Here is a 14626-nt window from a genome sequence, read left to right on the forward strand (position 1 = left end):
AAAATAGAACCATGTCTGATTTAATAAATAGAACCATGGGATTTTTTAAGAAAGTCCCAGAATCACCTACGAATCCGCAAGATGCTCATAATGGCAATACTAAATTTAGAATAGAAGATCTGTATTCCAGCGATGCTCCTCAAAATGAATCTAACGATTCAATTGCCCTTGATGAAAAATTGCGTCAAGCGTATTTTTGGATCACGAACACAGCCATCATTAGTCCGTATTATGATATCGAATTCAATGACGGTGATCCTAAAAAGTTTTTATTTGGAGACAGTAAAGTACCTGTTTACTTACCTACCGACCAAAGCTACTCTAGTTTTGTTCTAATGCCTTTACTGAACTTAGCAGCAAGAGGAAAATGTCTCATTGTGGGCGGGCCTGGTCGTGGAAAAACAGCTACTTCGGTATTGATGGGATTGTTAGCGGGATATGATAACAAGGACGTATTGCGTGCCATTCAACACGGCCAACCTCAAATGACAATTTCAGATTTATTAGGGCATCCATTACCTTCAGATATGGTGAAGGCCGAAAAAACTTCCGACATTAGAATTGCATGGCGAAAATGGTTGGGCATGCGGGTAAAAATCATTGATGAATACAATCGAATTCCAACGAGAACGCAATCAGCGCTATTAACGGTCTTGGCAGATAATTATGCTGAAATATTCGATCAGATTTATGAATGTCCAGATGGCGCTTGGTATCTCACCGCCAACGATGATGCAGGTGGAGGAACCTATCAAGTTATTGAAGCCTTAAAAGACAGGATTGATATCGTGATTAGAGCAATGCATTTTAATACGCGGTTTATTGACGATTTATTGCAACGTATTGAACTCAATTTTAAACCAGAAGCTATAATTCCTGAAGAAATTATATTTACAGAAGAGGAGTTAACTACCATAAATAAGCAGATTAGAGGTATAAAAATTGAGCCTCAATTACGCAAACGCATCGAGTTTTTTTGTCGCCAGTTTGAATTTTTTGAGCCTGCATCCAATCGATTGGAATATATGACCAAAGACACCGCAAAATTGTCCGGTATGGATATGCGTTCGCTTTTTAGAAAAGAAACTGGAAAGGATCCAATTAAAGATTTAGGTTCGCAAGCGAAAAACGGTTTATCGGTTAGAAAAATAATGACTTTATTGATGTTTTCTAAAGCATTGGCCTATTTTAGAGGTAATAAAAAAGTAGAATTAGAAGATATTAGACAAGTTTTACCATTCGTTTTACACGATAGTTTAACACCACATCTTGAATCACCCTTTTTTGATCAAGTGGGTAATGAAGTGTATAGAGTCGATCGAATTGTATGGCTACGAAATTTGTTCGATTTATCGTGTGATGAATATGTGAGTCAAGATTTAGATCGAAATGATCCGGTTGATGCATTTGAGACGGAATTTAAAAAAGGACTTGAAAACATATCCTCTAAAGAAATTGATAGTCGCCTTTTAAATATTGAGAAGCAACTACAGAAATGGTCGGAAGAGAAAAAGTTGTACGGCTACAGAGCAGATGATATTTTGAAATTAAAGTATCTGCATCAACGTTATACCAATTACAAAAGATGGCTGCAATGGAGAAAATAAGTCTTCCACAACTTATTGTAGAATTAAGCGATAATAGTGCGTTGTACAATCAATGGTACAAGGAGAGCGAAATGAAATACGGTAATTTGCCTTCTCAAACTATTGCCCGTTGGATGGTAGAAGTTGTAGAGCCTATTGTGGAAGCAACTGTTGCCCTAAATTCGGCCCCAGAAAAAATTCATGAAGTAGTAAAAGCGTTTTATCTGGAATCATTGAAGTTAATTGGAAGTGGGTTGGCAATCCGTTATGAAGATGAATACAAAGCGGCTTGGTTGTTAATGGCACAAATGCCCAACTTAGTAGTGAAATTTCCAACAAAAACCATTTCATTGTTGAATGATGTACTTTTAAACCTTCATATGTATGCTCCAGAAAAAACCATGTATTGGTGCAAACTTATCGAGTCCAGTAGTGTAGAGATTAAAACTATAGAAGATTTTAAAATTGCGGGTCGTATGTATGCATGGAAATGTGGTTTGGCACATTTAAGAGCTCGTTTAAAAGCAGATTTTGCCGAGCTTTCTGAAAATCTACAACAAAACATTTTACACAACTTAGGTTCAGATAAAAATACCTACGATTTTTTTGAAAAACCATGGCCAAATACAAACACCAAATTTGAAGGCGTACAAGGTGGTTTTAAAGGTACAACTGGCTTTTTTGAACATCCGCCAATGCTGGCACAAATAGGAGAACATATATTTGTAACCGATTCAAAAAGTAGTTATGCACTTTTTGCAGACCAATTTGGCAAGGTTTTAATTCCAGCCTATTCTGTTGATGCAACATACATTGTATCAAATTCTAAGCAATTAGAAACCTCGGAAAAATGGATTGAAAAAATCAATGCGGAAATGGATGTAAGCACTATTTCATCTGTTGTGACAACAAAAGAAACCTTGGTTTTTACGTTGCAAAACTCCTATTTTTTATACTTATTCAGTCTTGAAAATGCATAATCATACCGAAATAGAACAAACATTAGCGTTGTGGAGATCATATTGGAAGCAGGCAAAGTTGGAGTGGAATCCTTTGTTGCGTTTGCAAGAACCTATTTGGTGTTTATCCCATCAGGACGCCAAAAAAGAAGGACTTTCAGGCAGTTTTGCAATGATTCGATTAACTGATCATCGCATCGTGATTAATTTAGAAGAAATTGTAGAACGCGGTATTTCAGATTATGCGATTGAAATATTGGCACACGAAATTGGTCATCATATTTTTACACCAGCAAATTTATATGATAATGCTATTTTATTGAATCGAATTCGTTTTGCGCTGCCGGGTATTGAAGATAGAGCACCTATGGTATCCAATTTATATGCAGATTTTTTAATAAATGATAAATTACAACGCATCAATAAATTAAGAATGTCAAAAGTGTATCAAGCAATTAATTCAGAGGATAATTTTTCTGAGTTTTGGACACTGATGATGCGTACCTATGAATATTTATGGCGTTTAAATCGGGGCGAATTAGCAACAAATTTATCTTTTCACAGTAAAAAAATAGATGCCGATGCTTCATTATTAGCCTCTTTGGTCAGAAGTTACTCTAAGAACTGGATTCACGGTGGTGGTCGCTTTGCCGTGATGGTATATCCGTATTTAATGGATGACAAAACCTTTCAAGATGCACGTAAAAAGATTTTAATACTACTCGACGCAGAAGATGCAGGTGCGGGTGTTATGGATATTTCTGGTATGACCGAACTGGATTTAGAAGGCTACGATGAGGTAATCGATATGCGAAAAGAAGCTTTGGGGCTACAAGAAGGCGAAGGTGTTAAAAGTGACAGTTTAGGTTCAGAAAAAAATGAATTGGGTGGTCAAGGACCAAGGAACGGATATATGGATCCGGGGAATTATATTGACTTGATGAAACAGGTCAATCCAAAAGCGGACGAACAGCGTTTAATCAATGCCTATTATAAAGAAATTGCTTTGCCTCATTTAATAGATTTTCCTGTGGAAATTTCTGAAAATGTGTCCCTAGATTTACCCGAAGGATTGGAAACTTGGGATATTGGCGACCCCATTGAAGAAGTAGATTGGTTGCAATCTGCTATTTTATCGCCCGCTCTTATTCCAGGATTAACTACTCAAAAGAGAACCTACGGCTCAGATTCTGACAACAGCATTGCAGAAAATCCTTTAAATGTTTACATTGGGATTGATTGTTCAGGATCGATGATGAATCCAAAGCAAAATTTTTCATGGCCTGTTTTGGCAGCCACCATAATTGGATTATCTGCTTTGCGTGCCGGAGCATCCGTAATGGGATGTCTTTCTGGTGAGCCTGGAGATTATTTGGAAACGGATGGTTTTATTACAGACGAAACAGATTTACTAACAACCTTAACCTCTTATTTAGGTACGGGCTATGCCTACGGAATTGAACGATTGCGAAAACCATTTGAACAAGAATCTACTAAAAAATCGCATATTGTAATCGTTACGGACAATGATATATTTAGTATGTTGGATTCTGATACGCAAACCAAACAAACAAATTGGGAATTGGCCGAACTAGCATTAAAAAATGCAGGCGGTCATGGAACTATGGTCTTACATTCTCATCCAGATTACAACAAAGATTTTGTAATTCGATTAAAAAAAATGGGCTGGAAGGTATACTATGTTACAAATGAAACGGAACTTTTAAGGTTTGCATCTGAATTTTCACAACAAAATTATGCCTATGTCTAAATATGATGTTTTTGAGTTAGTGACTCATTTAAGAAAATGTCCGGATATTTATTTAGAACCTTCTTCTCTTATTGAAAATGAAGGATTAAATTCGATTGCTTTAGTTTGTGATACCTATAGAATTGTGTGCAACGATTTTTTGAAAAAAGAATTTAAGAAACCGAGCGATTTTAATTTAGCGTATATCGGCGATAACCATTGGCGTGCAATTCATATTTCGATATGGTTACTGAGTCATCGAAACTTTATAAATAGTGCATTAATAGAAGATAAATTATATAATTTTTGGTTTGAAGAATTAAGTGAAGCTTCGTTATATGTAAAATTTAAGGAATGGATTAGTGACGATGAGCGTGCGGAAGAAATGGTACGCTTGTTATTAGACTGTTGTGAAATTATTCCTGATGGCGAAAATCAGGATGAAGCAGCGGATAAATTATCCTCTTTAAGTAGTGCAGATCGACAGAAAGTTTTAAAACAATCGTACGAAGCACATGAAAGAATAATGAATATCAAAAGAGAGATGGCCGAAAAAAAGGCCCGAGAAGCTGCAAATACGTATGGACGAGAATAGTGATCCACATATAGCATTAACAGACGCGGAACGTTTTCCGTTGCTTGACGATTTAAGTTTTTTAAATGCACTTAAACAAGATCCGTTTGCCCCAAAATTTAATTTTAAAAGTGGAGATCGATTAAATGCAGTACATCTTTCAAAAGTTAAGTCTTATAAAAATAAATATTATGATAAAAAAATATTTTGGAATGAAGGACAAACTCCTATTTGGCTAAATGACTATTTAAAATGGTGCCATACAACAGTACCGTTTTACAAAAATAAAGATATTGCTTTAGATTCGTTTCCAACCATTTCTAGAGAAGATATCAGAAAATATCCTCATTTATTTGTATCTAATGAAGCTAATTTAGAGGAGCTATTGGTGTATTATACTTCGGGTTCTACGGGACCGAAGTTAGACGTTCTCTTTGACGCCGTTTCTCAAGCCAGTTGGTTGCCACAAATAGAGTCTGTACTTAAAGATTTTGATATTTCAATAACAGAAAATAAAAACACAACAGCCATTGCTTTGATTTGTGCCCAAGAAAAAACATTGACATACGCCTCTTTATCAACTTATTTAGAGGGAGCTGGCATTTTAAAAATAAATCTCAATCCGTCAGAGTGGAATCAGCCTGATGATGCCAAAAAATATCTTGAGAAATACAATCCACAAATCCTTACTGGTGATCCAATAGCTTTTATGGCATTGTTGGATTTAAAGCCTCAATTGAATCCAAAGGCGCTGGTATCTTCTGCTATGAAGTTGACAAAAGGCACAAAAAATAAATTAGAAAATTATTTTAGATGCCCTGTCATAGATCTATATTCGATGACGGAATGCAGGAATATAGCTTACGCTTCGGAGATTGGGCATAAAGCGATTCGTCCCGATTTATACTTAGAAATTTTTGATGAACATGAAGATATAAAACTTCCTTATGGTGAAAGAGGCGAATTAGTGATTACGGGAGGTAATAATCCTTTTTTACCATTAGTACGTTATAGAACAGGAGATTTTTGTAGTTTAAAAATAGAAAATGGTGTTCCTTTTTTAATTGATTTAGAAGCTAGAAATCCAATTGTTTTTTTTACAAAATCAAACATAAAAATCAATAATATCGATATCTCTAATCGTTTGTCAAAATTGTCTATAGCAGGTTTTAAAATGCATCAAAGAAATGATAAACTAATTCAATTTGTTGGATATTCTAATGACATTACTTCGGAAGAAATTATTGATTTATTAAATATAATTTTTAAAAATGATATTGATATGCTTGTAGATATTCACAAAATATCTCAAAATAATACTGTAGAAAAGTCTCAGTACTCTTCAGAGTTGATTACTAATAAATAGTTTTAAAAGAAAACCACCATAAATTACAAACCTCTAAAGTCATTTGATATTGGAGGTTTTTTATGTAATATAAATTAATCAAAAGTATGCGAAAGTTTTGTTCTTTATACTTTGTGAACTTTTTATTTTCCTTTCATTTCCAACTTTGCGGTTACTATTTACTTATTTTTCAAACGCCGACCCCTTGGTTCATCACCCTCATAAAGCACAATTTCAGAATGTAGAAACTCTGCGGCAGCAGCAGAGTCATTCACTTTTGTAGCACTGCGTTCTAACATTTCTGATTCAAACTCTGTTAATACACTTTTCCTTATTCCGACTTTTCTCCATTGAGATGAAGGTCTGCATCCTCTTGAAATAATGCGAGCCAACGATAGAGCGTCCAGCAGCGCTTGATTTGCACCTTGTCCTTTAAATGGACTCATTGGGTGAGCTGCATCTCCAATCAGAGTTACTTTCTGTGCTTTTGCCAATAGCTCTGGCTCTAGTAATTCCCGGTCATACACAGGATAGCCAGAAATCTGAGCTTCCAGAGTCGCCTCTAAAATCTGAGGAACAGGATTGTGCCACAGAGTTCTACGACGGGCTTCTTCCTTGAGTGCTTGAGGTCCTTGAGCACTTAACGCCTTAGCATCTTCTTCTGGCATTGGGAAACTCAATTGCCACATTACAGAGTCTGAAGCATAAGGCATGATGTAGATTCGCTCATTGCCATTGGCAGTTTGAAATACAGTGGCCGAATCCAGTAATGGACTATTAAGACCTTCGAGTGCTTTCAAAGGACAGATGCCTAATATCACTATACAACCGAGATAGCGCAAAGGACTACTATAATCACCTATTAATAATCTCCGAACTGAACTGCGAATGCCATCGGCTCCAACTACTAGATCTGCTTTAGCATTCTTGATTTTCCCATCTACTTGAAAGCTTAGATCAACACCTTTGCCCTCGCATTCCTTAAAATCTACCAACTGATGTCCCCACTGCACCGAATCCTTTCCGCCGAGTTGTTGAAGCAATGCTAAGCGTAAAGATTGTCGTGCGATATGGATATTAGTACGTTTTTGAAAAATTTTCGCATCTGACTGTATCCACTTTCTGATTCCCCATTCGCCAATAACTTTTCCATCGGTAGTATGAACCAAATGTCTTGTTGAAATTACCCCTTCTTCTAATGAGAAAATACCCAATCCTTCAATTGCTTTACTAGCTTGTTGCAATGTAAGTCCATATCCCTGAGATCTGGCCTCGAAATTAGCATCGCGTTCATAAAGGGTAAAAGGAATTCCGCGGTGCAAACAGGCCACAGCAAGAGCTACGCCTCCAATACCTCCACCAATAATGGCAAGATGTGGATAGTTCTCTTTATCTGCTATAGGAGGACTGGCAGAACGAAGCAGTCCTGATCCAGAACATTTCGTACAGGAGCGAAGGTGTCCTTTAGGAGGAACCGGAATGGTCCCTTCACTATTCGTAATTTTAAATTGGTCTAATGCCATCTGGTAGTGGAGTCGCGCTTTCTTAGTTAGTCCTCGACTTTTCTTGCCTCTTCCTTGACATTCTAGGCACATAGTCCAGCTTGATTCTTTATTTTCCAATTTTTTTACTTCCTGTTTTATTTAAACTTTTTTATTGCTTTTCTTTAAAAGAAAAAACATAGCCGATACAATTTATATTTCAGCATTTTATTGCTCTTTGTTGTTGCGTAACTTTAGGACGAAATAGTGTTGCAAAATTACTTATTTCAATTTAAAACAGAAAGGATTTCTCAGCGCTATATTATTCGAATTTTATTTAGATACTGCATAGAATAATTCGAAAATAGTTCTGCACAACCTCAAAAAACTCCATTATAAATAGTGTAGTATATCTTATTGTTAGAAATTTTTAACTTTAAAATCAATAAAATCCTTTATTTATCCTTCTATTAATTTTTCGGTTTTAGTTAAAAATTTTTCTGTGGCTTCTTCAATATTAATATTCATTCTCTCAGCCAGTACTGTGAGCCACCAGATCGATTCTCCTAATTTGTGTTTGAGTTCTTCTTGAGTATTTTCTTTAGGCCATCTTCCTTGCTGTGACATTGTAAGTCTTCCTACCAAACCTGCATCGGTAAGGAAAGCCAAGGCATCTTCTTCTACGGTCCATTCGCTACCGTGGTGCATACGTTCTAATTCGTGGTAGCGTTTTCTTATTTTTAAAGAACGCTCTTTTAATTGTTCAAAATCTATTGTTGCCATTGCTGTGAATTTTTAGTTTGTTTTAAATGCTTAAATCATTTCAAGAGGTACTTTTTAAATAAAGCATACATCAATCTAAAGCAATTGGAGCTGCAAGACAACTATCCGGAATGTCAAATGCTTTTACTAATGAAACGGCATCCGGCCTGATTTCCCAGCAAAGCTGATTTACCATCTTACGAATGGCTTTCGTTTTTGCAGCTTCCATATAACCATCTTCTAGATACCATCCTTTATTTTTTTCCATTTGTGAGAGGGCATACAATTGACATAAATTAGTCATTATTTCCTTACTTTTCTTGTCCTCGATAGCTTCTGTGGCTTTTTGAAATTGCTCTAGAACAATTCGTTCGAGATACGCCTCAGCTACATCAATCATTTGGTGTTGCACCACATTAAAAGCATCGTAAGGTTCAAGTCCGCTATCAATTAGTTTTTTTAATCGCTTTGCTGCCGATGCCAATATTGTTTTTTCTCGATATTGGAAAGCGCTCAAGTGAAATTCATCATCTAATAAATGAGTTTCCTCAGTTTTGCGCGTTACAATTGGATTTTTTTCAGAAATCGCAGTTTTGGCATTTTCAAAAACGTAGTTAATTATTCCCATAGCATCCATTTCACCAAATGCCTTGCGAAATTCTGACAAGCGATTTTTAGCAACTAATTGCATTAAGACGGTATTGTCACCTTCAAAAGTAGTGTAGATTTCGGTATCATTTTTCAGCGCATCGATTCTATTTTCGGATAAATATCCTTTACCACCGCAGGCTTCGCGACATTCTTGTAAAACATCCGTAGTACTCCACGTTGAGTAGGCTTTCATTCCGGCTGCCAAAGCTTCAATTTCTGGCATTTCCGATTCTGTTCTAGCAATATAACGATTCGTCACGTGTTGCAATGCAAAATGAATGGCATACGTTTTTGCCAACAATGGAATTAATCTTCGTTGATGCATTCGATAATTCAAGATTGGAACTTCTGAGCCTCCTTCAGGGCCAAATTGCCTGCGTTTGTCGCTATATTGGATCGCGATTGTCAATCCTGATTTGGCTGCGGCCAAAGCTGATCTCGGAATCCCAATTCGACCACCGACTAAAGTACCCAGCATCGTAAAAAACCGTCGATTGTCACTTGGAATCGGACTTTCAAATTTTCCTTCTTCGTTTACCGAGGCAAATCGATCCAGCATGTTTTCTTTTGGAATAACCACATTTTCAAAACGAATGGTCCCGTTATCAACGCCATTAAGTCCCATTTTAAGTCCGCAATCACCAATAGTGATTCTTTCCAAGATTTTGCTGTTTGTATCCCGTATTGGAACAATAAAAGCATTCACACCGTAATCTATTTCATCAATAATTAATTTGGCAAAAACCGTCGCCATCTGACCATGTACTGCTGCGTTACCAATGTATTCTTTCTGCGCCATTTCATGCGGTGTATGAATGGTAAAAGTTTGGTTATTATGATTGTATGTTGCAGTTGTTTCTAATCCTTTTACATTCGAACCGTGATTGGTTTCCGTCATCGCAAAACAGCCAGGTAACTGGAGCGAACCAATATCTTTTAGATATTTGCAATAGTGTTTTTCGGTTCCAAGTGATTGTATGCTCATTCCCCAAAGCCCGAATTGTACACCAAATTTAATTACCAAACTTAAATCATGATAGCTCAGCGTTTCCATTATCGCAAAATAATCGGCTATGTTTTCGCCACCACCGTATTGTTTTGGATACGCCATGTTTCCTAAGTTTTCGTCTGCAAGGATTTTACACCAGTCATATACTTTTTCACGATATATGGCAGTATCAGTCGAAGTTTCATAAGCAAATTTAGGTCTGCTGATGATTGATTTTACCTTCTTAATAATTGTGGACTGTTCTCCGTCCAGAATTTGGGTCAGTTTTTCAATTTCGAATGTATTGGCAGATTGATAATTTGAAGTAAAGGTTTTTGACCTTGTTTTAAAATTTCCAATTGCTTCTTCTCCTAAAATTCCCAAATCATTCTCCAATTGAAGAAAATCAGCTATGTGGTCTTTGATAAAAGAATCGTTTTCAGCAAGCACCATCGAAACCTCAAATATAGATTTCAGCAAAGGATTTTGATGAATAACAGTATCAATTTCACCTTTCCATTCAGCAAGTTGTGCTCGGGAAGGCGGAACAAATATCGCTACTTTTGAAAGAAGAAATTCTTGTTCTTTTTCGGAAATCCAATGCTGTAAACCTATAAATTCTTGTAACGTAACGAATTCTTTTTGAGATAAAAGGTCATCCGACCAAACGAGATAAAAAAATGGGATAAAGGCCTTTAATTTTGAATTTTCCATAGTAAACTTTAATTAAAATAATAATTTCAGTTTGGTTAAGATAGGAAATTTATTGACTAAAAGTGAGGAATATTGCTATACTTGAAAATTTGGAAGGGAATAAGATCCGGTTTTTTAACAAAAAATGGCATGAAAATTAATCCAATGTCAAAGCTCCAAGAATTTCTTCGGACATGAAAGGTCCACCGGGATACTTAGCCGTATAATCCAGATTCATCCAGATTTGGCCACGTTCATCAACGTGATAATGAAGTTTATTTTCATTACTTTCATTGACAAATAGTACATTTTTGATTAGAAAATTGACTTTTTCTAAATCAGTGAGAGAACCTATCAGTATTTCTGGATAAATATGTCCAGTGGTATGAATTAATCGGGGAGTTCCACCAATAGATTTAATTGCAGCAGCCATTAATATCGAATGATCATCACAATCTCCAGAAAAATAAAGCAGTGATTCTGTAGCCGTAGCAATATAATCTCGTGCTTTTGGATCGCTTACGTAGTTCCATCGGCTATTTATTTCTTTAAAAACGGCGAAGCATTGAATGATGGTTCTGTAATCAGAATATCCTTTTATGTCTTTAAAATGTTTTGTAGTAGCCATAACTGCAAAATTCCTGATTTTAGGATTTTGATATTCTATGGCATTGATAATTTTTGATTTATTGGGAAACGGAAGCAACTTTGCAATAATAATATCTTGTGGATATGGATTGTCAGACATCGTATACATTATCGAATTATAATCTTCAAAAACGCTGTTAAATCCATAGTTTCCAATTGTAGAACCGTACACTAAAACCAATAAATACAAAATAATACAAAAGAGGATAATCGTTCGCAAGAACCGAAGGATGATTTGAATTATTACAATCATCACCAAAAACAGCACTACCCTGTCAATATTAAGAGGCCAATTTGGGTTGATTAAGTTTTGATGCAAGATGATAAAAACCGGAATGGCAATTAATATGTTCAGAACAAAAATAATAACGTCGTCCCAAGGTTTTTTGACCTGGAATCGCTGTTTTATACCCTGAAAATTAATTTCTTTTATTTTTATCATAGTAAAAATAAAAACAGTAATCTAGACTGTTTTTACAATATCCTCAAAAGTACCTTTTTTATCGATAATTTTAAGTTGAAAAAGTTGATTTTGAACTTTGTTTAACATTTCAGTTGATAAAGCCTTTTGTGACCATTGTGTTAAAGAAATCCATTCTTGAATATCTTCTATTTTTTGATGGTAATTTGAAGCTAACGTTTTATCAATACTTGGAATTTCTTTAAAATCTTCTGTAGTTTGATTAATGATCTCCAGAATTTTTGAAATAAGAACTGGATTGTTTTCCAAAACTTCTTCTCGAACTGCTATTACAAAACAAGGCCAAGGAGTAGGGCTATCAGCAATTCTTCTGAAAATACCTTTATCGACTAATGGTTTGGTCATGAAGCGTTCCCACATGAAATAATCAGCCGTTCCATTTGTCAACGCTTCAACAGCGCCGTCGATAGTATTTACAATTTCAAATTCCAGATTATCAGTTTTCCATCCTTGATTGTCAGCATTGACATAAGCCATTAATTGAGAACCAGAACCCAATCTGGAAATGGCAACTTTTTTGTTTTCTAAATCAGCTAACGTCTTATAATTAGAGTTTGCCGCTACGTGAATTCCCCAAATTAATGGGCTTTCCACATACACCTGAACTATTTTGCTTGAATTTCCTGCAACGATATCTTTTACAATTCCTTCGGTTAGGATTACCGCAATATCAGTTTCACCATCACGAAGCATTTGGCACATTTTTCCAGTTCCTTCAGGAACATCGGTCCATTGTAAATCGATATTTTGTTTTTCGAAATCTCCGTTTTCTATGGCTAAATGCCAAGGAAGATTGAAATGTTCTGGAACTCCAGCTATTTTTATTGTTTTCATTATAAGTTAGGATTTTTTAATTCGTACCAATTCCAAGAAACACCATCTTCCAGATATTTTTCAGTCATTTTCAGTCCAATTTTTTGTAATATTGTGTTTGAAGCGATATTTTCTGTGTGTGCTGCAGCTTCCATGATTTCTACTTTCATTACATTAAAACCATAATCCAACCAAGCAAAACTGGCCTCACTGGCATATCCTTTTCCCCAGAATTTTTCGTTTAACCGATAGCCAATATCGTAGAAATGAATTTTGTTATTGACCATTTCGGTGTTATATTTTAATCCGGCCCAACCAATTAATTTTTCGGTTTCTTTCAAAATAACAACAAATCTTCCAATTTTATTTTGAACATACTGTGTTCTAACAGATTCGATATACGAATGTACTTCGCTGATATCCGTTAATGGTTTGTTCCAAAGATATTGATGAACTTTAGGATTACTGTCCATTTCAAATAAAGCTTCGTCGTCTGAAGCGAGCATTTCTCTTAAAATTAATCGGTCGGTTTCTAAAATAAGATTCATGTTTATATTGAAAATTTGATGTTGAACGATTTAGCCCTGATAGCAGTGAAAATCCTTTTTCTTTTTTCTTTTTTCTTTAAAAAGTAAAAGATTACTTCACCATACTTTTATTTTTATTTGAGGTCAGTGAATTTCATTTGCAACGTATAGCAGGAAATAGCTCCTAAAATTACACATTAATATCTTTAAAATTATTCAATTTTGCATACCGAATCATATTAGTAAACGCCTCCTCATCCAGTTTTGGTATTTCCAGAATGGAGTCCAACAAAGTGGTGTCGTATTCATTCGCAGCAGTTGTGAAATAAGGACTTAAGTGTTTTCCAATACTTTCATAATACAATTTTTCGATAGTGTTTTTATATGCAAAATCGAGTGAATTTTGTATTAAAGTAAAATTAGTATAGCCAACTTCCTTCATAATCAATCGCAATCCATTTACCATATTGAAACTCTTATTATGTACAATATTAAGCTGTTCAATATCTTCTCTTTGAAATATATTTACAATCACTTTTGCGACATAATCGACAGGAATAATATTCAAAACGGTGTCTTCATTGACAATAAAACGCACATTTTCTTGATCTCCTTTTCGTTGGGAAGTGAAGTGAAAGAATTTAGCCAAAAGATAAAAAACCATATATTTTGAAATAAAATACGGATTTTCTGTTCCTAACATTTTGCCTCCAATCACACTTGGACGTAAAATTTGAAAAGGCAAATTTATTTTTTTACATTCTTGGGCTATAAAATTTTCCGAGTGGAATTTAGCATTCTCATAAGCATTGCGATGCTCCGGTTCGAATCCTAAACTATGAAAATCATTGTCAATTAATCCTTTCCGGTTTCCCGATGAAAAAGCAGTTCCGATGTAAACAAACTTTTTTATAAAAGGATGAAAGAGATTGAAAAGCGTTTTTGTGATTTTGGTGTTTTCGTCAAAAATCTTTTCGCGTTGTTCTTCATCAGTAGATAAATTTACGAATCCAGCTGAATGAATGAAATAAGCACCTTTTATTTGGCTTGAAAAAGTGTCCTGAATTTCAGCCAAATCAGTATCAATGATTTCAATGTATTCGTGCAGTTTTGCGATGCCTTTGTCTTTTATAATTTTTGGCGTATAACTGCTGGATAAAAGTTCATTGATGCGATCTAAAGCGGATTTTTTGCCTTTATTTCGAGCAATTATAAAAAGTTTACCATCAATTTTAGTAGTGATGAAAAGCTCCAGAATTTCATACATAATATGAGATCCCAGAACTCCTGTTGCACCCGTAAGTATTATTTTCATAATCGTTTTGTTCTAAAAACAAATGTAGTTTTAAAAAAATTAAAAGCACTTTT

Annotated in this window: 12 protein-coding genes; 5 read left to right on the plus strand and 7 right to left on the minus strand. The window is 35.2% G+C overall.

The genetic code is table 11. From position 1 onward, the window contains the following. The first annotated feature begins 11 nt into the window (after positions 1–11). The 5 genes from G7A72_RS01635 to G7A72_RS01655 are packed head-to-tail and all read left to right on the plus strand — an operon-like array spanning position 12 to position 6235. Complete coding sequence (locus tag G7A72_RS01635; protein ID WP_206531521.1) at positions 12–1607, plus strand: AAA family ATPase; 1596 nt, start codon at positions 12–14, stop codon at positions 1605–1607. Beyond that, positions 1595–2566, plus strand: a complete 972-nt coding sequence (locus G7A72_RS01640) for a hypothetical protein (protein ID WP_165151173.1) — start codon at positions 1595–1597, stop codon at positions 2564–2566. The genes G7A72_RS01635 and G7A72_RS01640 overlap by 13 nt, the downstream gene beginning before the upstream one ends. Further along, positions 2559–4316, plus strand: coding sequence for a hypothetical protein (locus G7A72_RS01645; RefSeq protein WP_165151174.1), 1758 nt, complete (start codon positions 2559–2561; stop codon positions 4314–4316). Before G7A72_RS01640 ends, G7A72_RS01645 begins: the two co-directional genes overlap by 8 nt. Next, complete coding sequence (locus tag G7A72_RS01650; RefSeq protein WP_165151175.1) at positions 4303–4890, plus strand: hypothetical protein; 588 nt, start codon at positions 4303–4305, stop codon at positions 4888–4890. The genes G7A72_RS01645 and G7A72_RS01650 overlap by 14 nt, the downstream gene beginning before the upstream one ends. Next, positions 4877–6235, plus strand: a complete 1359-nt coding sequence (locus tag G7A72_RS01655; RefSeq protein ID WP_165151176.1) for an AMP-binding protein — start codon at positions 4877–4879, stop codon at positions 6233–6235. Before G7A72_RS01650 ends, G7A72_RS01655 begins: the two co-directional genes overlap by 14 nt. 158 nt (positions 6236–6393) lie before the next feature. On the opposite strand, the gene G7A72_RS01660 is transcribed toward G7A72_RS01655, so the two are convergent. The 7 genes from G7A72_RS01660 to G7A72_RS01690 all read right to left on the minus strand — a co-directional run bounded on the left by G7A72_RS01660 (position 6394) and on the right by G7A72_RS01690 (position 14573). After that, on the minus strand, positions 6394–7809 hold the full coding sequence (locus tag G7A72_RS01660; RefSeq protein ID WP_165153585.1) for an NAD(P)/FAD-dependent oxidoreductase: 1416 nt from the start codon (positions 7807–7809) through the stop codon (positions 6394–6396). Positions 7810–8154: 345 nt separating this feature from the next. After that, the gene (locus G7A72_RS01665) at positions 8155–8478 is read right to left on the minus strand and encodes a MazG-like protein (protein WP_165151177.1); all 324 of its coding nucleotides are present in this window, start codon (positions 8476–8478) and stop codon (positions 8155–8157) included. A 70-nt stretch (positions 8479–8548) separates the two neighbouring features. Further along, positions 8549–10810 (minus strand): acyl-CoA dehydrogenase, encoded by a 2262-nt coding sequence (locus G7A72_RS01670; protein ID WP_165151178.1) that lies wholly within the window; start codon positions 10808–10810, stop codon positions 8549–8551. Positions 10811–10946: 136 nt separating this feature from the next. Next, positions 10947–11879, minus strand: a complete 933-nt coding sequence (locus G7A72_RS01675) for a transglutaminase (RefSeq protein WP_165151179.1) — start codon at positions 11877–11879, stop codon at positions 10947–10949. Between the two features lie 21 nt (positions 11880–11900). Beyond that, positions 11901–12752 (minus strand): substrate-binding domain-containing protein, encoded by an 852-nt coding sequence (locus G7A72_RS01680; RefSeq protein WP_165151180.1) that lies wholly within the window; start codon positions 12750–12752, stop codon positions 11901–11903. Beyond that, positions 12752–13279, minus strand: coding sequence for a GNAT family N-acetyltransferase (locus G7A72_RS01685; RefSeq protein ID WP_165151181.1), 528 nt, complete (start codon positions 13277–13279; stop codon positions 12752–12754). Before G7A72_RS01685 ends, G7A72_RS01680 begins: the two co-directional genes overlap by 1 nt. Before the next feature lie 169 nt (positions 13280–13448). After that, positions 13449–14573 (minus strand): SDR family oxidoreductase, encoded by a 1125-nt coding sequence (locus G7A72_RS01690; RefSeq protein ID WP_165151182.1) that lies wholly within the window; start codon positions 14571–14573, stop codon positions 13449–13451. Between the last annotated feature and the right edge of the window lie 53 nt (positions 14574–14626).

The sequence above is a fragment of the Flavobacterium sp. Sr18 genome, from assembly GCF_011064265.1.
In the GTDB taxonomy this organism is placed as follows: domain Bacteria; phylum Bacteroidota; class Bacteroidia; order Flavobacteriales; family Flavobacteriaceae; genus Flavobacterium; species Flavobacterium petrolei.

What these genes read in the sequence shown, in the direction of transcription:
- G7A72_RS01690 (WP_165151182.1), bottom strand. Translation starts at nt 14,573, where the DNA reads ATGAAAATAATACTTACGGGTGCAACAGGAGTTCTGGGATCTCATATT.
- G7A72_RS01650 (WP_165151175.1), top strand. Translation starts at nt 4,303, where the DNA reads ATGCCTATGTCTAAATATGATGTTTTTGAGTTAGTGACTCATTTAAGA.
- G7A72_RS01660 (WP_165153585.1), bottom strand. Translation starts at nt 7,809, where the DNA reads ATGTGCCTAGAATGTCAAGGAAGAGGCAAGAAAAGTCGAGGACTAACT.
- G7A72_RS01645 (WP_165151174.1), top strand. Translation starts at nt 2,559, where the DNA reads ATGCATAATCATACCGAAATAGAACAAACATTAGCGTTGTGGAGATCA.
- G7A72_RS01675 (WP_165151179.1), bottom strand. Translation starts at nt 11,879, where the DNA reads ATGATAAAAATAAAAGAAATTAATTTTCAGGGTATAAAACAGCGATTC.
- G7A72_RS01655 (WP_165151176.1), top strand. Translation starts at nt 4,877, where the DNA reads ATGGACGAGAATAGTGATCCACATATAGCATTAACAGACGCGGAACGT.
- G7A72_RS01685 (WP_165151181.1), bottom strand. Translation starts at nt 13,279, where the DNA reads ATGAATCTTATTTTAGAAACCGACCGATTAATTTTAAGAGAAATGCTC.
- G7A72_RS01680 (WP_165151180.1), bottom strand. Translation starts at nt 12,752, where the DNA reads ATGAAAACAATAAAAATAGCTGGAGTTCCAGAACATTTCAATCTTCCT.
- G7A72_RS01670 (WP_165151178.1), bottom strand. Translation starts at nt 10,810, where the DNA reads ATGGAAAATTCAAAATTAAAGGCCTTTATCCCATTTTTTTATCTCGTT.
- G7A72_RS01640 (WP_165151173.1), top strand. Translation starts at nt 1,595, where the DNA reads ATGGAGAAAATAAGTCTTCCACAACTTATTGTAGAATTAAGCGATAAT.
- G7A72_RS01635 (WP_206531521.1), top strand. Translation starts at nt 12, where the DNA reads ATGTCTGATTTAATAAATAGAACCATGGGATTTTTTAAGAAAGTCCCA.
- G7A72_RS01665 (WP_165151177.1), bottom strand. Translation starts at nt 8,478, where the DNA reads ATGGCAACAATAGATTTTGAACAATTAAAAGAGCGTTCTTTAAAAATA.